The 19271-nt window shown below is 69.9% G+C and carries 19 protein-coding genes; 5 read left to right on the top strand and 14 right to left on the bottom strand.

Features of this window, described 5'->3' with window-relative positions:
- Positions 1 to 15 precede the first annotated feature (15 nt).
- The 8 genes from AU196_RS16035 to AU196_RS16000 form a co-directional block, all read right to left on the bottom strand.
- Positions 16 to 852 carry a DegV family protein gene (locus AU196_RS16035; RefSeq protein ID WP_059096046.1) on the bottom strand — a complete coding sequence of 279 codons (837 nt, stop codon included), beginning with the start codon at positions 850 to 852 and terminating at the stop codon, positions 16 to 18.
- A gap of 3 nt (positions 853 to 855) precedes the next feature.
- Positions 856 to 1599 (bottom strand): diglucosylglycerate octanoyltransferase, encoded by a 744-nt coding sequence (gene octT / locus AU196_RS16030; protein ID WP_059096045.1) that lies wholly within the window; start codon positions 1597 to 1599, stop codon positions 856 to 858.
- The gene (gene gpgP / locus AU196_RS16025; protein WP_059096044.1) at positions 1586 to 2266 is read right to left on the bottom strand and encodes a glucosyl-3-phosphoglycerate phosphatase; all 681 of its coding nucleotides are present in this window, start codon (positions 2264 to 2266) and stop codon (positions 1586 to 1588) included. The genes octT and gpgP overlap by 14 nt, the downstream gene beginning before the upstream one ends.
- Positions 2263 to 2631, bottom strand: coding sequence for a ribosome silencing factor (gene rsfS / locus AU196_RS16020; protein WP_059096043.1), 369 nt, complete (start codon positions 2629 to 2631; stop codon positions 2263 to 2265). The genes gpgP and rsfS overlap by 4 nt, the downstream gene beginning before the upstream one ends.
- Positions 2628 to 3287 carry a nicotinate-nucleotide adenylyltransferase gene (gene nadD / locus AU196_RS16015; RefSeq protein ID WP_082695736.1) on the bottom strand — a complete coding sequence of 220 codons (660 nt, stop codon included), beginning with the start codon at positions 3285 to 3287 and terminating at the stop codon, positions 2628 to 2630. Before nadD ends, rsfS begins: the two co-directional genes overlap by 4 nt.
- A gap of 80 nt (positions 3288 to 3367) precedes the next feature.
- Entirely contained in the window at positions 3368 to 4813 is a 1446-nt protein-coding gene (locus AU196_RS16010) for a vWA domain-containing protein (RefSeq protein WP_059096042.1), read from the bottom strand.
- Positions 4813 to 5700: an AAA family ATPase gene (locus AU196_RS16005; RefSeq protein WP_059096041.1), complete on the bottom strand. Its 888-nt coding sequence runs from the start codon at positions 5698 to 5700 to the stop codon at positions 4813 to 4815. The genes AU196_RS16010 and AU196_RS16005 overlap by 1 nt, the downstream gene beginning before the upstream one ends.
- 15 nt (positions 5701 to 5715) lie before the next feature.
- Entirely contained in the window at positions 5716 to 6963 is a 1248-nt protein-coding gene (locus tag AU196_RS16000; RefSeq protein ID WP_059096040.1) for a glutamate-5-semialdehyde dehydrogenase, read from the bottom strand.
- A gap of 82 nt (positions 6964 to 7045) precedes the next feature.
- Here AU196_RS16000 and AU196_RS15995 point away from each other — a divergent pair, with 82 nt between their 5' ends.
- Positions 7046 to 7915: a ribokinase gene (locus tag AU196_RS15995; RefSeq protein ID WP_059096039.1), complete on the top strand. Its 870-nt coding sequence runs from the start codon at positions 7046 to 7048 to the stop codon at positions 7913 to 7915.
- A gap of 11 nt (positions 7916 to 7926) precedes the next feature.
- Entirely contained in the window at positions 7927 to 8751 is an 825-nt protein-coding gene (locus AU196_RS15990; protein WP_059096038.1) for an enoyl-CoA hydratase/isomerase family protein, read from the top strand.
- Positions 8752 to 8772: 21 nt separating this feature from the next.
- Here the strand turns inward: AU196_RS15990 and AU196_RS15985 are convergent, their stop codons facing one another.
- Entirely contained in the window at positions 8773 to 10815 is a 2043-nt protein-coding gene (locus AU196_RS15985; RefSeq protein WP_059096107.1) for an NAD(+) synthase, read from the bottom strand.
- Between the two features lie 43 nt (positions 10816 to 10858).
- On the opposite strand from AU196_RS15985, the gene AU196_RS15980 reads away from it, so the two are divergent.
- The 3 genes from AU196_RS15980 to AU196_RS15970 are packed head-to-tail and all read left to right on the top strand — an operon-like array spanning position 10859 to position 12964.
- Positions 10859 to 11398 (top strand): cysteine hydrolase family protein, encoded by a 540-nt coding sequence (locus AU196_RS15980; protein ID WP_059096037.1) that lies wholly within the window; start codon positions 10859 to 10861, stop codon positions 11396 to 11398.
- 39 nt (positions 11399 to 11437) lie between these two features.
- Complete coding sequence (locus AU196_RS15975; protein ID WP_059096036.1) at positions 11438 to 12274, top strand: NAD-dependent protein deacetylase; 837 nt, start codon at positions 11438 to 11440, stop codon at positions 12272 to 12274.
- Positions 12275 to 12292: 18 nt separating this feature from the next.
- Entirely contained in the window at positions 12293 to 12964 is a 672-nt protein-coding gene (locus AU196_RS15970) for a hypothetical protein (protein ID WP_231737601.1), read from the top strand.
- Here the strand turns inward: AU196_RS15970 and proB are convergent.
- The 5 genes from proB to rne form a co-directional block, all read right to left on the bottom strand.
- Positions 12908 to 14041 carry a glutamate 5-kinase gene (gene proB / locus AU196_RS15965; RefSeq protein WP_059096034.1) on the bottom strand — a complete coding sequence of 378 codons (1134 nt, stop codon included), beginning with the start codon at positions 14039 to 14041 and terminating at the stop codon, positions 12908 to 12910. The genes AU196_RS15970 and proB overlap by 57 nt on opposite strands.
- The gene (obgE, locus tag AU196_RS15960; RefSeq protein WP_059096033.1) at positions 14038 to 15495 is read right to left on the bottom strand and encodes a GTPase ObgE; all 1458 of its coding nucleotides are present in this window, start codon (positions 15493 to 15495) and stop codon (positions 14038 to 14040) included. Before obgE ends, proB begins: the two co-directional genes overlap by 4 nt.
- 91 nt (positions 15496 to 15586) lie before the next feature.
- Complete coding sequence (gene rpmA / locus AU196_RS15955) at positions 15587 to 15847, bottom strand: 50S ribosomal protein L27 (RefSeq protein ID WP_059096032.1); 261 nt, start codon at positions 15845 to 15847, stop codon at positions 15587 to 15589.
- A gap of 14 nt (positions 15848 to 15861) precedes the next feature.
- On the bottom strand, positions 15862 to 16173 hold the full coding sequence (gene rplU / locus AU196_RS15950) for a 50S ribosomal protein L21 (RefSeq protein ID WP_059096031.1): 312 nt from the start codon (positions 16171 to 16173) through the stop codon (positions 15862 to 15864).
- A 162-nt stretch (positions 16174 to 16335) separates the two neighbouring features.
- On the bottom strand, positions 16336 to 19245 hold the full coding sequence (gene rne / locus AU196_RS15945; RefSeq protein ID WP_059096030.1) for a ribonuclease E: 2910 nt from the start codon (positions 19243 to 19245) through the stop codon (positions 16336 to 16338).
- Positions 19246 to 19271 lie beyond the last annotated feature (26 nt).

Here is a 19271-nt window from a genome sequence, read left to right as displayed (position 1 = left end):
TCTCGGGCGCGCGCCTCAGTCCGAGAGACTGACGCAGACGCCGACGGCGCCGGCACCGAGGTGGATCGCCAGCACCGGGCCCATATCGGTGACCGTCAGCGTCTCGATCTGCGGCAGCCGCTCGGTCAGCGCCGCGCCGACGGCGTCGGCGGCGTCGTGGTTGTCGACGTGGTGCACCGCCACGGCCGCGCGGCGGTCCCCGACGACCTCGACCACCTGGTCGACCAGTGCGGCGTGTGCCTTCGACACCGTCCGGATGCGCTGAGCGAGTTCGAGCCGGCCGTCGACGTCGATGCGCAGCAACGGTTTCAGCGACAGCGCCGTTCCCAACCACGACGACGTCGCGCCGATCCTCCCGCTGCGCCGCAGGTTGTCGAGCCGGTGTACCACGATGAACGCCGACCCCCGCGGGACCGCCGACCGCGCGATCGCCTCGACGGTGTCGAGGTCACCGCCCGCGGCCGCGCAACGTGCCGCCGCGGTCGCCACGAAGCCGACCCCCATCGCGGCCGAGCGCGAGTTCACCACGCGCACAGCCGATCCGAATTCGCGGGCCGCGGCCACCGCGGAGCTGAAGGTGCTCGACAGGGCCGCCGAGAGATGGACCGCGACCACACCGTCGCCGCCGCTGTCGGCCAGCGCCCGCCGGTAGGCCTTGCCGAGTTCGCCGGGTGTGGCACCGGAGGTAGTCACGTGCGGGCGCTGGTGGATGTCGTTCGGGATGACGTCGACCCCGTCGCGCAGATCGTGCTCGTCGACCAGCACGTGCAGGGGCACCTGCCGGATGTTCCAGCGCTGCAGATCCTCGACCGGCAACCGGGACGAGGCGTCGGTCACCACCACGACCGCCATGCGTCAGTCTCCCGGTTGCGGCACACCGGCTTCGGCGAGCGCCTTGAGCATCAGCTCGGCCACCGCCTGATGTGCCTCGAAGTTCCAGTGGATGCCGTCGGGGTTGCCGTGCCCGCCGAGGACCTGTTCGGCGACGGCGGCCTTGAGGTCGACGAGCGGGACGTCGTGCTCGGCGGCCCATTCCGTGAGGGCCCGCACCGTTCCGGCCCGGCCGTGATGCGCTCGGCCGTAGGTTTCGGCGATGTGCACCGACGGCAGCGCCGCGACGATCGGGATGCCGGGGCGGTTGAAGTCGATGGCGCCACGGGTCATCTCGAGGTACTCCGCGCTCAGGTGCGGCGGCAGCGCGGCCCGGGCGACCGGCGACAGCCTTGGTTGGATCCAGCCGTAGCCGTCGCGGACCCACCGCCGCAACCACGGCGGACGGACGTAACGGATCAGCTCCCGCAACGCGGTGGGCAGTGGTGAGGGCAGCGAATCCATGCCGCCGGTGGCGAAGACGACCGCACCGGCGCGCGGCAGCGCCGCCCACGCCCGCGGGTCCTGGGTCGCCGCCCACCACACGTCGCGGCACGTCCAGCCGATGCGGCCGATGAGTTCCAGATCCCAACCGAGTTCGCTCGCAACCAGATTGGGCCAGATGCGGGGATCGTCGGACGGCAGACCGCCGGTCGGGCCGTAGTAGGCCAGCGAATCGGCGAAGACCAGCAGTGTCCGGCGGGCGGGTTTCGGCTCAGAGGACGTCATGGCCGACCTGCGCCGAGGCGTTCCACACATCGAGCCGCCAACGGATGTCGTCGAGCCCGGCCTCGGGCTGCGAATGCCCCGACAGCTGCACCCAACTGGCGTTGCCCATCCCGCCGAGCACCGGCCAGTTGTCCGCCGGCAGCCCGAGCAGATCCGCGGTCAGCGCGGCGATGAGCCCGCCGTGGGCCACCAGCACGACGGGCCGGTCGGGCTCGTGACCGTCTGAATCCGAACCCCACTCGGGTTGTCCGGCAACGAGTTCGGCCACCAACGGACGGCTACGGGCCGCCACGTCGACCCGACTCTCCCCGCCGTGCGGGGCCCACGTCGCGTCCTCCCGCCAGGCCAGCCGGGCGCCCGGCGCGACGGCGTCGACCTCGACGTGGGTCATCCCCTGCCAGTCACCCAGATGCGTCTCCCGCAGCCGGGTGTCGACCGACACCGGCAGCCCCGAACGTTCACCGAGCGCGACGGCCGTGTCCAGCGCGCGCCGCAGATCCGAGGACACGATGAGCAGCGGCTGACGTTTGGCCAGCGCCTCGGCCGCCACGACCGCCTGTTCGCGCCCCAGCTCCGAGAGCTCGGTGTCGAGCTGCCCCTGCATGCGCCTGCCCGCGTTGAACTCGGTCTGGCCGTGCCGCAGCAGCACCAGGCGGCGCACCCTCACGCGTGACCGTCCAGTTCGACCGGGACGGTCGGGCAGTCGCGCCACAAGCGGTCCAGCGCGTAGAAGTTGCGCTCGTCCTGATGCTGGATGTGGACGACGATGTCGACATAGTCGAGCAGGGTCCACCGGCCCTCGCGGGTGCCTTCCCGGCGGGCAGGTTTGTGCCCGGCCAGCCGCATCTTCTCCTCCACCTCGTCGACGATGGCGTTCACCTGGCGTTCGTTGCTCGCCGAGGCGATGACGAAGCAGTCGGTGATGACGAGCTGGCCGGAGACGTCGATGACGACGACGTCGTCGGCGAGTTTCGACGATGCCGCGCGGGCGGCGACCGTCGCCATCTGGATGGCTTCGTCGGAGGCGGTCATTCGGAAGTCCTCAACTCTGGAGAAGGTTCGGGAAGATAGAGCCTGCGTTTGGTCACGTACTGCACCACCCCGTCGGGCACCAGGTACCAGATCGGCCGCGCCTCGACGGCGCGTTTGCGGCAGTCGCTCGACGAGATCGCCAACGCCGGCACCTCGACCAACGACAGCGCGTCGTCGGGAAGTTCCCGGATGGCGGCCGAGATGTGCTTGCCGTCCAGCTCGTACCCGGGTCGGCTGACGCCGACGAACCGCGCGATCGAGAACATCTCCTCCCAGTTCTGCCACGACAGGATCGAGGCCAGCGCGTCGGCGCCGGTGATGAAGTACAGCTCGGCGTCGGGATTGAGCTCGTGCAGATCGCGCAGCGTGTCCTTGGTGTAGGTCGGACCACCGCGGTCGATGTCGACCCGGCTGACGGAGAACCGGGGGTTGGACGCGGTGGCGATCACCGTCATCAGGTAGCGGTCCTCAGGCGCGGTGACCCGCCGGTCGTGCTTCTGCCAGGGCTGTCCGGTCGGCACGAACACGACCTCGTCGAGTTCGAACAGGTCGGCCACCTCGCTGGCGGCGACCAGGTGTCCGTGGTGGATCGGATCGAACGTGCCGCCCATCACACCCAGCCTGCGCGTCCGCGACTCCTCGCGCGAACGGCTCAACGGACGGGATTGCACGAACAGCGAGCTTACGGCAGCCGGGCGCTGCCCTGTGACTGGTCGCGACCAGAGCGGCTCCGGGACTAGACCGGCAGCAGCTGGTCGATCACCGCCGCCAGCTGTTTGGCCGAGCGGCACTCGTGCATGGTGATGATGTCCTCGTAGCGGGGCGTCGCCGAGTCCCCGCTGCCCCACAGGTGTCTGGGCTCGGGATTGAGCCAGTGGGCGTGGCGGCTGGCGTTGACCATCCTGGCCAGCAACTCCGTCTCCGGGTTGCGGTAGTTGTTGCGCCCGTCACCGAGGACGAGCAGGGAACTGCGCGGCGAGAGCGCCTCCGGATACTTGTGCACGAACGATGCGAAGGCGTTTCCGTAGTCGGAGTGCCCGTCGCGGGTGTACACGCCGGCCTCGCGGGTGATGCGCTGCACGGCCACCGCCAGATCGGCGTCCGGGCCGAACAACGCGGTGACCTCGTCGGTGGTGTCGATGAAGGCGAAGACGCGGACTCGCGAGAACTGCTGGCGCAGCGCGTGGACGAGCATCAGCGTGAAGTTGCTGAACCCGGCCACCGACCCCGAAACGTCGCACAGCACGACGAGTTCCGGCCGTGCGGGGTGCGGCTTCTTGAGCACGACGTCGATCGGCACTCCCCCCGTCGACATGGACTTGCGCAGCGTTTTGCGCATGTCGATCTCGCCCGCCCGGGACCGGCGCCTGCGCGCCGCCAGCCGCGTGGCCAGCGTGCGGGCCAGCGGAGCGACCACCCGGCGCATCTGGCGCAGCTGCTCACCGGAGGCCCGCAGGAACTCGACGTTCTCCGACAGCTGGGGTACCCCGTACATCTGCACGTGCTCCCGGCCGAGTTGCTCGGCGGTCCGCCGCTTGGTCTCCCCTTCGACCATCTTGCGCAGCTGTGAGATCCGCCGCGCCGCAATGGCTTTGGCGATCTGCTCCTGGGTGGGGGTGGGTTCGTCGCCGTAGGGCGCGAGCAAACCGGCCAGCAGGCGTCCCTCCAGATCGTCCAGGCTCATCGCCTTGAGCGCCTGATAGGACGAATACGACGGCCCCCGGCTCGAGTTGTAGCGACCGTAGGACTCGACGATCTGGGCGATCATCGCCGTCAGCCGGTCGTCCATCTCGGCCAGGTCGGGGTTGTCGGTGAGCAGCTTCAGCAGCGCCTCGCGCATCGCCTCGACGTCCTCGGGCAGTAGGCCCTGCTCGTCGCTGTCCGCCTCCTCGTCGTCGGACAGCACGGTCTTGCCGCCCAGCGCCGCCGGGAAGAACAGGTCGAACATCGCGTCGTAGGTGTCGCGGTGGTCCGGGCGCCGCAGCACCGCGCAGGCGAGGCCTTCGCGCAGCACCTCCCGGTCACCGAGTCCGAGGACGGCCATCACCCGTCCGGCGTCGACGGTCTCCGACGGACCCACCGAGATGCCCTGTTCGCGCAGCGCCTCGACGAATTCGACCAGGTGGCCGGGTATCCCGTGCGGGGCGAGCGGCTGTGGCGGTCGGACGCGGCGCGGCGGCATCAGTTGAGCCTTAACTCTCCGGCGGCGCGCTGCTGGTCGGACTGGTGTTTGAGCACCACACCGAGCGTGGCGGCGATCATCGCGTCGTCGATGGTGTCCATGCCCAGCGCCAGCACGGTGCGGCCCCAGTCGATGGTCTCGGCCACCGAGGGCAGCTTCTTGAGCTGCATGCCGCGCAGCACGCCGATGATGCGGACCAGTTCCGAGGCCAGGTGCTCGGGCAGTTCCGGCACCCGGGACAGCAGGATGCGCCGCTCGAGGTCGGGGTCGGGGAAGTCGATGTGCAGGAACAGGCAGCGCCGCTTGAGCGCCTCGGAGAGTTCCCGGGTGGCGTTCGAGGTGAGTACGACGAACGGTGTCCGTTCGGCCTTGATGGTGCCCAGTTCCGGCACGGTCACCGCGAAGTCCGACAGCACCTCGAGCAGCAGACCCTCGATCTCGATGTCGGCCTTGTCGGTCTCGTCGACCAGCAACACGGTCGGATCGGTGCGCCGGATCGCGGTCAGCAGCGGCCGCGACAGCAGGAACTCCTCGCTGAACACGTCGAGCTTGGTCCGATCCCAGTCGCCGGTGTCAGCGGCGTTACCGGCCTGGATCCGCAGGATCTGCTTGGCGTGGTTCCACTCGTAGAGCGCGCGGGCCTCGTCCACCCCCTCGTAGCACTGCAGGCGGACCAGTCCGGAGCCGGTGGCCTGGGCGACCGCGCGGGCCAGTTCGGTCTTGCCGACACCCGCGGGCCCCTCCACCAGCAGCGGTTTGCCCAGCCGGTCGGCGAGGAAGACCGCGGTGGCCGTCGCGGTGTCGGGTAGGTAGCCGGTCTCGGCCAGCCGGCGCGCGACATCGTCGATGTCGGCGAACAGCGGCGCCGGACGTGCAGGGACGCTCACGGATAGAACTCCGATCTAGGCAGGGCGGGTGTGGCCGTCTCCCCACACAATCCACTTGGTCGAGGTCAATTCTGGCAGACCCATCGGTCCGCGGGCGTGCAGCTTCTGCGTGGAGATGCCGATCTCGGCGCCGAAGCCGAACTGCTCGCCGTCGGTGAACGCCGTCGAGGCGTTGACCATCACCGCAGCCGCGTCCACCCGTTCGGAGAACCGTTGCGCGGCAGCCAGATCGGCCGTGACGATGGCCTCGGTGTGTCCCGAGCCGTATTCGTTGACGTGAGCGATCGCGGCGTCGACGCCGTCGACCACGGCCAGCGCGATGTCCATCGACAGGAACTCCGCGCGCAGCTCCTCGTCGGTCGGCTCGGCGTGCACGGTCACCCCGGCGTCCTGCAGCGCCCTGGTCAGCCGCGGCACCGCGTGCTCGGCGATGGCGGCGTCGATCAACACCGACTCGGCGGCGTTGCAGACGCTCGGGCGCCGGGTCTTGGCATTGAGCAGGATCTTCTCCGCCATGTCGAGGTCGGCGGCGGAGTGGACGTAGACGTGGCAGTTGCCCACGCCGGTCTCGATCGTGGGGACCTGGGCGTCGCGGACGACGGCGTCGATCAGGCCCGCCCCGCCGCGCGGGATCACCACGTCGACCAGGCCGCGGGCCTGGATGAGGTGGGTGACGCTGGCCCGGTCGTGGCTGGGCAGCAGTTGCACCGCGTCTGCCTCGAGGCCCTCGGCGATCAGCGCGGCGCGCAGCGAGTCGACGAGCGCGGCGTTGGAGTGCGCCGCCGACGAGCTGCCGCGCAGCAGCACCGCGTTACCGGACTTCAGCGTCAACCCGAACGCGTCGACGGTGACGTTCGGCCTGCCCTCGTAGACGATGCCGACCACGCCGAGCGGCACCCGCTGCTGACGCAGCTGCAGTCCGTTGACCAGTGTGTTCCCCCGAAGGACCTCACCGACCGGATCGGGCAGGCCGGCCACCTGGCGCAGCCCGGCGGCCACGCCGTCGATGCGCTGGGGGTTCAGTGCCAGCCGGTCGAGCATGGCGTCCGGTGTGCCCGCCGCCCTGGCCGTCTCGAGGTCGCGCTCGTTGCCCGCGATGATGAGGTGCGCATCCATCAGCACCCGGTCGGCGGCCGCCCGCAGCGCGCGGTTCTTGGTCTCGGTGGACAGCGTCGCCAGGGTGCGCGAGGCGACCCGGGCCCGGCGGGCGGCGTCGTGGACCTCGGTGCGCAGGTCGGCGGCTGCGGGGGCGTGCACACTCATCAGTCCAGCGTATCGAAGGTGGCGGGGGCACTCGACGCGTGTCAGGGTCGCCGTCGTCATCGGCTGGTCTAGCGTTACGCCCATGGCGGCGGCGCGTGTCTGCGTGGTGGGCAGTGTGAACGCCGATCTGCGCTTCTCGGTGCCCGCGCTGCCGCGGCCCGGCCAGACCGTCCTCGCGTCGTCGGTGACGTCCTCCCCCGGCGGCAAGGGCGGCAATCAGGCGATCGCCGCCGCGCGGGCCGGCGCCGAGGTCGCGCTGGTGGCCGCACTCGGAGACGATCCGGCGGCCGGTCAGCTGCGCACCCACCTGCGGGAGAACGGTGTCGGCCTCGACGGCGTCGTGACGGTGCCGGGTCCGAGCGGCTCGGCCGTGGTGATCGTCGACTCCGCCGCGGAGAACGCCATCGTCGTCGCGCCGGGCGCGAACGCGCACCTGAGCGTGGCCGCCGCGGCGGTGCGCGAGGTCATCGAGGCGGCCGATGTCGTGCTGCTGCAACTCGAGATCCCGCCGGCCACGGCGAACGACGCGGCCCGCGTCGCCCGCGCCGCCGGAGCGCTGGTGATGGTGAACGCCTCACCCGTTGGCGCTCCGCCCCACGAACTGCTGCGGCTGTCCGAAGTCGCCGACGTGGTGGTGGTCAACCAGGCCGAGGCCGGTGAATGGCACTGGCCGGTCCCGCATCTGGTGATCACCCGCGGTGCCCGGGGGGCGAGTTACCTCGGCGACGGGGAACGGTTCGACATCCCGGCGCCCGCGGTGGAGGCCGTCGACACCACCGGCGCCGGTGACGTGTTCGCCGGCGTGCTTGCCGCGCACTGGCGCTCGGGGCACGAGGACGCGTTGCGCAGTGCGTGCGTCGCGGGCGCGCTGGCCACCCTGGTCCCCGGCGCCGGCGACTGTGCGCCGACAGCGGAAGCGATCGACGACGCGCTGGGAGGACCCTCGAGTTGACAGGAGAAGCGATGGCGGAGCACGACGCCCCGAGGCCCCCGGACGGTGACTGGCTGGGCACGCCGTATCTGCGGTTCACGCGCGAAGGGGCGTTCGGGGTGTGCACCCTCGACCGGCCAGAGGCGCGCAACGCGATGACCCCGGCGATGTACTTCGGAATCCGGTACGCGGTACGGCACGTCGACGCGGATCGCGACCTGGCGGGGTTGCTCATCACGGGCACCGGCGACGTGTTCGCGCCCGGCGGCGATATGGGCGGGGGCGGCGCCACCGACAACTGGCTGACGTTCGGATCGGCTCTCGGCATGGACGTGACGCCGTTCGAGACCCTGCGACAGTCCGTCAAGCCGGTGGTGTCGGCGGTCAACGGCCTGTGTCAGGGCGGCGGCCTGCAGATCGCGTTGTGCAGCGACATGGCGGTCGTCAGCGACCGCGCCACGTTCCGAGTGCCGGAGCTGTTCCGCGGCATCGCCGACACGTATTACAGCCAGATGCTGACCCGCCTCATCGGCCCGGTCCGCACCCGCGACCTCATGCTGACCGGCCGCACCCTCAGCGCGCAGGAGGCGTACGACTGGGGCATGGTGGCGCGGATCGTTCCCCACGACGACCTGCTCGACGCCGCGCGCGAGGTGCTCGCCCAGTGCTGCCGCACCGCGCCGCAGGCACGGAGCGTGGTCAAGTCCAGCATCGACAACTACCTCGGGCTGTTCGACCGGATCGGGATGCAGGCCAGCTATTCGTCCCCCGAGGCGCTCGAGGGCTACCGCTCGTTCAAGGAGCGCCGCTCGCCCGACTGGGTGCACCCGGAACTGCGGGTCGACGGCCGGCTGTGACCGCCGGCGCCGAGACTGCGGTCAGTCCTTCGGAATCGCGTTCTCGATCTCGTCGAGCCACACCCGCGCGGACATGTCCGACGGTGCCCGCCAGTCCCCCCGCGGCGACAGTGAGCCGCCCGCGGACACCTTGGGGCCGTTGGGCAGAGCCGACCGTTTGAACTGGCTGAACGAGTAGAACCGCTGGGCGAACACCTGGAGCCAGTGCCGGATCTCCTTCAGCGAATACTCCGGACGTTTGTCCTCCGGGTATCCGACGGGCCAGTCGCCGCGCTCGGCGTCGCTCCAGGCGTGCCAGGCCATGAACGCCACCTTCGACGGTCGGAAGCCGTATCGCAACACTTGGAACAGTGAGAAATCCTGCAGGACGTACGGTCCCACCTTGCCCTCACTGCTCTGGATCTCCTCGTCCTCGCCGGCGGGCACCAGCTCGGGGCTGATCTCGGTGTCGAGCACCGACTGCAGCACCTTGTTGACTCGGTCGTCGAACTGCTTCGACGAGATCACCCAGCGGATCAGGTGCTGGATCAACGTTTTCGGCACCCCGCCGTTGACGTTGTAGTGCGACATCTGGTCACCCACACCGTAGGTGGACCAACCCAGTGCCAACTCCGACAGGTCTCCGGTTCCCAGCACGATCCCGCTTCGCTGATTGGCAAGGCGGAAGAGGTAATCGGTGCGCAGGCCGGCCTGGACGTTCTCGAACGTCACGTCGTAGACCTTCTCCCCGCGCGAGAAGGGGTGGTCCATGTTCGTGAGCATCAGTTCGGCCGTGGAGGTGATGTCGATGGTCTCGAAGGTCACGCCCAGCGCTTCCGCGAGTCGGGTCGCGTTGTCCTTGGTGCGCTCGCCGGTCGCAAACCCGGGCAGCGTGAACGCGAGGATGTCGCTGCGCGGCCGGTCCTCCCGGTCCATCGCCCGCGCCGCCACGATCAACGCATGTGTCGAGTCGAGGCCGCCCGAGAGCCCGAGCACGATCTTCGGGAAATCCAATGCGCGCAAACGTTGTTCGAGACCGGCAACCTGAATGTTGTAGGCCTCGTAGCAATCCTGCTCCAGTCGGGCGGGGTCAACGGGCACGAACGGGAATCGCTCGACCTCCCGGAGCAGCCCGATGTCACCGGCAGGCGGGTCGAGCGTGAACTCGATCCGACGGAACGAATCCTCGTCGATCAGGTGGTGGCGGCGGTTGTCGTCGAAGGTGCCCATTCGGCGGCGTTCGTTGCGCAGCAGTTGGACGTCGACGTCGGCCACCGAGCGCCGCTCACCTTTCGGGAACCGCTCGGACTGGGCCAGACACACGCCGTTCTCCCAGACCATCGTCTGCCCATCCCAGGCCAGGTCGGTGGTCGACTCGCCCTGGCCGGCCGCGGCATACACGTAGGCCGCCAGGCACCTCGACGATGCTGAGCGGGCCATCAGGTTGCGGTCCTCGGCCCGCCCGATGGTGATCGGGCTGCCCGACAGGTTGGCCAGCACGGTCGCCCCGGCCAACGCGGCCTCGGCGCTCGGCGGCACCGGGACCCACATGTCCTCGCAGATCTCGACGTGCAGGACGAAGGCGGGCAGATCGGCGGCCGCGAAGAGCAGATCCGGACCGAACGGCACGTCGACACCGGCAAGGTTGATCTCACCACGCTCATCGTCACCGGGCGCGAGCTGACGCTTCTCGTAGAACTCGCGGTAGTTGGGGATGTAGGACTTGGGGACGACGCCGAGGATCTGTCCGCGGTGGATGACCACCGCGGTGTTGTAGACCCGGTTGCGGTGCCGTAACGGTGCGCCGACCACCAGCACGGGCAGCAGGTCCGCCGACCGGACGACGATGTCGAGAAGCGCGGCCTCGACCGCCTCGAGCAGCGCGTCCTGCAACACGACGTCCTCGATCGAGTAGCCGGTCAGCGTCAACTCGGGGAACACGGCAAGGGCCACGCCGTCGTCGTGGCACTCGCTCGCCAACCCCAGCACCGACTCGGCGTTGCCCGCCGGGTCGGCCAGAGCTGTCGTGTGGGTGCACGCGGCGACGCGCACGTAGCCGTGCCGGTAGACCGAGAAAAAATCCATGCCCACATTGTTGCCCGCATTCGCTCCGGGGTATGCCTGCGCCATGGGTAGAACCGCCGTACTGATCATCGACATGATGAATACCTACGACCACCCCGACGCCGAGAAGCTGGTGCCGAACGTCGAAGGGATCGTCGATCCCCTGGCGAAACTCATCGCCGACGCCCGCGCGCGTGACGACGTCGACCTCATCTACGTCAACGACAACTACGGCGACTTCAGCGCCGAGTTCAGCGACATCGTCCGCTCGGCACTCGACGGCGAACGGCCCGACCTCGTCAAACCGATCGTGCCGCAACAGGGTTTCCGGGTCATGACGAAGGTCCGCCACAGTGCCTTCTACGCCACATCGCTGGCCTATCTGCTCAACCAACTCGAACCCGAGCGCGTCGTGCTGACCGGTCAGGTGACCGAGCAGTGCATCCTCTACACCGCACTCGACGCCTACGTCCGGCACTTCCCGGTGGTGATCCCTCGCGATGCGGTCGCCCACATCGATGCCGAACTGGGCGAGGCGGCGTTGCGGATGATGGAGGAGAACATGAGCGCCGAACTCGCCGTCGCCGCTGACTGCCTGCACTGAGCGCCAACGCCCACGGCGGGCCGTCGTAGTCTGGATGAGGTGGAATCACCGGAACTGGTCGCGCTGCTGACCGGCCGCCGCGTCGCGGCACTCACCGGGGCCGGGATGTCGACCGACTCCGGTATCCCCGACTACCGCGGGCCGGACTCGCCGCCGAGCAATCCGATGACCATCCGCCAGTTCACGTCCGACCCGGTGTTCCGGCAGCGGTACTGGGCGCGCAACCACGTCGGGTGGCGGCACATGGCGGCCACCCTGCCCAACGCCGGCCACCGGGCGCTGGCCGCCCTGGAGCGCGCCGGGGTGGTCACCGGGTTGATCACCCAGAACGTCGACCTGTTGCACACCAAGGCCGGCAGCCGTCACGTCGTCGACCTGCACGGCACCTACGCGCGGGTGGTCTGTCTCGACTGCGGGCACTCCATGTCGCGTGCGACGCTCGCCGAACTGCTGGAGGCAGCCAACCCGGGGTTCCTCGAGCGCGCCGAGGCGGTCGGCGGCATCGCCGTCGCGCCGGACGCCGATGCGATCATCGGTGACACGGACAGCTTCCGCATCGTCGACTGTCCGGTCTGCGGCGGCATGCTCAAACCCGACATCGTGTACTTCGGCGAGAGCGTGCCCAAACCCCGCGTCGAACAGGCCTTCGCGATGGTCGATGCCGCGGACGTCCTGCTGGTCGCCGGTTCCTCGCTGACCGTGTTCTCCGGCTACCGGTTCGTCCGGCATGCCGCCGCACGCGGTATACCGGTCGCGATCGTCAACCGCGGCCCCACCCGCGGTGACGACCTCGCGACGGTCAAACTCGACAACGGCTGCTCGCCGATGCTGGCCCTGCTGGCCGACGAGCTACCCGCTCTCGCCTCCTCGGCCTAGATGCCCTTGAATGGCGGGATGCTCTCCGTATTCGGTCTGAGGCCCGCACCCGCCGCCGTCGACGGACGATGGGCGGTCGGGGTCGGCGACGCCCTGGCCAGGCTCGTGCCGGCCCCCGAACCGCTGCGCGACCTGCTGCGGCTGCTGAACCGCTTCGGCGGGCTGGCCATCAGCGGTGACGAGGTGGAGTTCGACGGCGACGGCGTTCAGTGGTCGGACGTCAAGGCGATCGAGACGCACAAGCTGGCCGGATATTTGCTGTCCGGCGCCCTGGACAAGCAGATCGACAGACTGCCGGTGCCCTGGTTCCCGTTCCGCGGGCTCGCGCTCAGCGCCGCGTCGCAGGCGGCGCTCACGCTGATCGTCGCCACCGCCGACGGCGTGTTCCGCGGGGTGTTCGAGGTGGCGATCCCGGCCGAGGTGCACTACCGCGGGCTGCTGCGCGAGAAGACGCTCACGCCGGGGATGCTGGCCACCGTGCTGCTCGCCGACCCCGCGGTGCGCAGGGCCCTCACCGCGACCGCCGAGGCCCATGGCGTCGAGATTCGCCCCGCCGACGACGACGTCCTCGACGGCGCACGCCGTCGGGCCCGGCGGGTGAAGGGGCTGGTGGCCCACATCCGCGCGGACCGCTCAGACCGCGACGAGGTCGTCGGCGTGAACGGCCGGCCTGCGCATCTCGGCGGGTAGGTCCGACGTCGACCTGCCGAGCATGGTGGCGAGTTCGGTCGCGTCGTAGGCGACGACGCCGCGGGCGACCATGGTCGCGTCCGGTGCGCGCAGTTCGACGACGTCACCGCCGTAGAACCGCCCGGACACCGCGGTGATACCCGCGGGGAGCAGCGAACGCCGCTGCCCCACAACGGCATTGACCGCGCCCTGGTCCAGGGTGAGCGCACCGGCGGATTCGGCGGCGTAGCGTACCCAGAACCGCCGCGCCGACATCCGCCCGGGGCGCGGGGCGAACACCGTGCCGACCGACGCATCGGACAGCGCGGTGGCGGCGTCGGCGGCCGCGGCCAGCAGCACCGGAACGCCCGCGTCGGCGGCCAGCAGCGCCGACGACAACTTCGACGCCATGCCCCCGGTGCCGAGGTGGCTGCCGCGCCCGGCCACCACACCGTCGAGGTCGGCGGAGCCGTTCACCTCCGGGATGAAGCGGGCCGGATTGTCCGGGCCGGCTTTTCGCGGGTCACCGTCGTAGAGGCCGTCGATGTCGGACAGCAGCACGAGCGCGTCCGCCCCGACCAGATGCGCCACCAGCGCCGAGAGCCGGTCGTTGTCGCCGAACCGGATCTCGTTGGTCGCGACGGTGTCGTTCTCGTTGACGATCGCGACCGCGTGCAGCGCCCGCAGACGGTCGAGTGTGCGGGCGGCGTTGGTGTGCTGGGCGCGCATCGAGATGTCGTGCGCCGTGAGCAGGACCTGCCCCACGGTGCGCTCATACCGCGCGAAGGCGGTGTTCCACGAGTTGATGAGCGCGACCTGCCCGACGCTGGCCGCGGCCTGTTTGGTGGCCAGATCCGTCGGCCGCTTGGACAGCCGCAACGGTTCGATGCCCGCGGCGATGGCGCCGGACGACACGATGACGACGTCGGAGCCCGCCTTCATCCGCTTCTCGATCGCCTCGACCAGCGTGGCCAGACGGTTGGCGTCGAACACGCCGGACGGCGTCGTCAGCGCCGTGGTCCCGATCTTGACGACGACGCTGCGCGCGGTGCGGATCGCCTCGCGATGCGTCGAGGTATTGCCTGCGGTCGCGGTCATTCCTCACCGCCGGGCTCGTCGGTGGACTGCCGACGCTCCCGCCGGGCGATCTTGCGCTCGGCGGCCGAGACGCGGTCGGTCTGCTCGAGGCGGGTGTCGGTCCCTCGGCCGGACATCTGCACGTCCACCCCGGCGGGGGTCTGCGGTTCCCAGTCGAACGTCATGTCGCCGATCGTCACCGCACAGCCGGGACGCGCCCCGAGCCGCAGCAGCTCCTCCTCGACGCCGAGGCGGGCCAACCGGTCACCGAGATAGCCGACCGCCTCGTCGTTGTCGAAATCGGTCTGGTTGATCCAGCGTTCGGGCCGGGTGCCGCGCACGACGAAGCCGCCCTGTCCGTCGGGCTCCACCGAGAACCCTGTCTCGTCGACGGGAATGGGCCGGATGATCGGGCGGCGCGGCACCACCGGCGGTTGGGCGTCGCGGTAGGTGCGGACCATGTCCCACAGCGCGAAGATGAACGGCCGCAGACCTTCTCGCGCCACGGTGGAGACCTCGAACACCGGCCAGCCGAACTTCTCCGCCACCTCGTCGCGCACGAAGTCGGCCATGTCCCGGGCGTCGGGCACGTCGATCTTGTTGAGCACCACCGCACGGGGGCGTTCGGCGAGGTCGCCGAGGGTCGAATCACCCTGCAGCGTCGGGCGATAGGCGGCCAGTTCGGCTTCGAGCGCCTCGATGTCGGAGACCGGGTCGCGGCCGGGCTCCATGGTCGCGCAGTCGACGACGTGCACCAACACCGCGCAGCGTTCGATGTGGCGGAGGAACTCCAGGCCGAGCCCGCGCCCCTCGGACGCGCCGGGGATCAAGCCGGGGACGTCGGCGACGGTGAAGGTGTGGTCACCCGCCGAGACCACCCCGAGGTTGGGCACCAGGGTGGTGAAGGGGTAGTCGGCGATCTTCGGCTTGGCCGCCGAGATCGTCGAGACCAGTGAGGATTTACCCGCCGAGGGGAAGCCGATCAGCCCGACGTCGGCGACGGTCTTCAACTCGAGGGTGAGCTCGCGGACCTGCCCCTTCTCGCCCAGCAGTGCGAACCCGGGGGCCCTACGGGAGCGGGAGGCCAGCGCCGCGTTGCCGAGGCCGCCGCGACCGCCGGCCGCGGCTTCGAACCGGGTGCCCGCGCCGACGAGATCGGCCAGCACGCGGCCTTCTTCGTCGAGGACGACGGTGCCGTCGGGCACCCTGACCTCGAGGTCGGCGCCCGCCGCGCCATCGCGATTGCTGCCCGCGCCCTGCTTGCCGGACGGGGCCACGACGTGCGGATGGAAGTGGAAGTCGAGCAGCGTGTGCACCTGCGGGTCGACGACCAGCACGATGCTGCCGCCGCGACCGCCGTTACCGCCGTCGGGACCGCCGAGCGGTTTGAACTTCTCGCGGTGCACCGACGCACAGCCATTGCCGCCGTTGCCGGCCCGCGCGTGGATCACGACGCGGTCGACGAACCGGGGCATGGGACTTACCTCTCGAACGAACGTGAAGCTGCTGCGAGAATCCCGGGGGAAATTCGCAGCAGCTTCACATTGGCGTAAGTCCCGGGTGTTGTCAGTCCCGAGCGACCGGAACGATGTTGACGGTCTTGCGACCGCGACGGCTCCCGAATTCGACGGAACCGGGTGCGGTGGCGAACAGCGTGTCGTCGCCGCCACGGCCGACGTTGGTGCCGGGATGGAAATGGGTGCCGCGCTGGCGCACGATGATCTCGCCGGCCTTGACGACCTGACCGCCGAAGCGCTTCACACCGAGCCGCTGGGCGGCGGAATCACGACCGTTGCGCGAGCTGGACGCGCCCTTCTTGTGTGCCATGTCTTCGCCTCCAGTTACTTGATGCCGGTGACGCGCAGGACCGTCAGCTGCTGACGGTGGCCCTGACGCTTGTGGTAGCCGGTCTTGTTCTTGAACTTGTGGATCCGGATCTTCGGGCCCTTGGTGTGCTCGAGCACCTCACCGGTGACCGCGACCTTGGCCAGGTCCTCGGCCTTGGCGGTGACGTTGGCACCGTCGACGACCAGCGCGACCGGCAGCGACACCGAGGCGCCCGGCTCGGAGTCGAGCTTCTCGACCTTGACCACATCACCAACGGCGACCTTGTACTGCTTGCCGCCGGTCTTGACGATTGCGTAACTCGCCATCGTGTCCTAGTCCTCTTCCGTAGCCGGTGCGCGCACTGCGTTGCCCGGGGGCTGCGTGCGCGGGTCTGGGTGCGGGTGTCGATTCGATCCCGCCGCCGCCGGCAGTCAGCCTGGCGGCAACTGGTCAAGGGTACGTGACCAGCAGGGAAAGGGTCAAACCGCCTACTCGCTGCTGGGCGGACCCGCCGGACGCGCGGCCGCGCGTCGCCGCGGACGCCGCGCCGGGACCGCGATCACCTCGGGTTCGTCCTCGTCGTCGGAGTCCTCGTCGGAGTCCTCGTCGTCCTCGGAATCCTCATCGGAGTCTTCCTCGTCGTCGTCGAGGACCTCGATGTCGTCGTCCTCTTCGTCGTCGTCGTTGTCGAGGTCGATCTCGTCGGCGTCCTCGTCATCCGAGTCGTCGTCGGAGTCGTCCGAATCCTCGAAGTCCTCGTCGTCGAGTTCCTCACCGACGGAGTCGTGCACCTTCTCCGCGGTGTCGTCCTCGGAAGCGCCGACCTGCCGGGTCTCGTCGTCGGAATCGTCGTCGGCGTCGTCGCCGTCTCGGCCGTTGGCGGCGGCCATCGCCTTGAACATCGGGTGTTCACCGGCGGGGTGGGGCGGCACCTTGGCCACCGGCACCTCCTCGGGCTTGCCGCCCTTCTTGCCGCGCTTGCTGCGTCTGCCGGTCCCCGGCTCTGACTTGCCGCGACCGGGGCCCGACGCGTTGTCGATCGGGTCGCCGTGCAACACGATGCCGCGGCCCGCGCAGTGCGGACACGGTGTGGAGAACGCCTCGATCAGGCCCGTGCCCAGGCGCTTACGGGTCAGCTGGACCAGGCCGAGCGACGTCACCTCGGACACCTGGTGGCGGGTGCGGTCACGGGCCAGCGCCTCGGTCAGCCGGCGCAACACCAGATCGCGGTTCGACTCGAGCACCATGTCGATGAAGTCGATGACGATGATGCCGCCGATGTCGCGCAGCCGCAGCTGGCGCACGATCTCCTCGGCCGCCTCGAGGTTGTTGCGGGTGACGGTCTGCTCGAGGTTGCCGCCCGAACCGGTGAACTTCCCGGTGTTGACGTCGACGACGGTCATCGCCTCGGTCCGGTCGATCACGAGGGTGCCGCCGGAGGGCAGCCACACCTTGCGGTCCATCGCCTTGGCGAGCTGCTCGTCGATGCGGTGCACGGCGAACACGTCGGGACGGTCGCCGTCGCCGGCGGGCTCGTACTTGGTCAGGCGCGGCATCAGATCGGGCGCCACGGACTCGACGTAGGAGTTGATGGTGTTCCAGGCCTCGTCACCGGAGACGATCAGCCCGGAGAAGTCCTCGTTGAACAGATCGCGGATCACCTTGACCAGCACGTCGGGCTCTTCGTAGAGCGCGACGGCGGCGCCGGCCTTCTTCGCGGTGATCTCGGCGGCCTTCGTCTCGATCTGCGTCCAGCGTTCCTGCAGACGGTTCACATCCGAGCGGATGTCGTCTTCCTTGACGCCCTCGGACGCCGTGCGGATGATCACGCCCGCGTCGGCGGGGACCACTTCGCGCAGAATCTCCTTGAGCCGTTGCCGCTCGGTGTCGGGCAGCTTGCGGCTGATCCCGGTCGACGACGCACCCGGCACGTACACCAGATAGCGGCCGGCCAGCGACACCTGGGTGGTCAGGCGGGCGCCCTTGTGCCCGACGGGGTCCTTGCTGACCTGCACGACGACGTAGTCGCCCGGTTTGAGGGCCTGCTCGATCTTGCGGTTCTGCCCGCCCAGACCCGCGGCCTCCCAGTTCACCTCACCGGCGTAGAGCACGCCGTTGCGGCCGCGGCCGATGTCGACGAACGCCGCCTCCATCGAGGGCAACACGTTCTGCACGATGCCGAGGTAGATGTTGCCGACCAGCGACGCCGACGCCGGCGACGTCACGAAGTGTTCGACGACGACGCCGTCCTCGAGCACGGCGATCTGGGTGTAGCGCGCGCCCTCGTGGGGCGGTTCGGTGCGGACCTTGTCGCGCACCACCATGACGCGTTCGACGGCCTCGCGGCGGGCCAGGAACTCCGCCTCGGACAGGATCGGCGGGCGGCGGCGACCGGCGTCGCGGCGGTCGCGGCGGCGCTGCCGTTTGGCTTCCAGCCGCGTCGAGCCGCTGATGCCCTGGATCTCGTTGTCGTCGCTGTCGCCGGACTTGCCGCCCCGCTCGCGCGGCGGGCGTTCGTGAACGACGGTGTTCGGCGGATCGTCGGGTGAGCCGTTGTCGGAGTCGTCCGAGGAGCCGGACTTGCGCCGGCGCCTGCGGCGGCGTCGGCGCGAACTGCCGTCACCGCCCGAGGTGTCCTCGTCGCTGTCGTCCTCGGAGTCGTCGCCGGTGTCCTGATCGGAGTCGGCCTGACCGTCGGTCTTCGGCTCGGCGGCCTCGGCGGTGTCGGCATCGCCGTTGTCGTCGCTCTGCTCGCCCCGGCCCCGGCCCCGGCCCCGGCGTCCACGCCGCCGGCGCCGTGCCGCGGGCCGCTCGGACTGGTCGTCCTCGTCGTCGTCCTCGCTGTCGGCCGACGCGGCGGTGTCGTCGTCCTCGTCGTCCTCGTCGTCGTCGGCGGGCTCGAACCGCACCGGCTGGGGTGCGACGAACAGCGGAAGGTAGTCCGCCCGCTCGACCCCGGCGGTCTCGAGGATCAGCCGGGACTCGGGCTCCTGGTCGGGCGCAAAGGACTCCTCGCCGTCGGCGGCGGGGATGTCGATCGCGACCTCGACGGCCTCGACCGTCTCGACGGTCACCTCGGTGACGTCGGGCGTGTCGGGAACCTCGGGGATCTCCGGGACCTCGGCGACCGGCTCGGCTCGGGTCTCCCCGTCGCCGCCGGCCAGCACTTCGCGCACCTTCTCGGCCTCGGTCTTGTCCACGGTCGAGTGCGCGCTGCGGGCGCGGCCGTCGAGTTCGGCCAGCGCGTCGAGCACCCGCCTGCTGGTGGTGCCCAGCACCCGGGCCAGTGAATGGACCCTCAGGCGTTCGGGAAGTCTCTCGCGAGGCGTTTCGGCTGCGTGGATCTCTTCTGCCGAGTCCGGTGAGTCTTGGGCTTGAGTATTTTCACTGTCGGCCACGTATTCTCCTCAAGCCCCCGGGCGCG

Origin of the sequence: Mycobacterium sp. IS-1742, from assembly GCF_001500125.1 — a bacterium.
Classification (GTDB): Bacteria; Actinomycetota; Actinomycetes; order Mycobacteriales; family Mycobacteriaceae; genus Mycobacterium.
The sequence above is the reverse complement of the archived record's forward strand: the minus strand, read 5'-3'. Positions and strand labels throughout refer to the sequence as shown.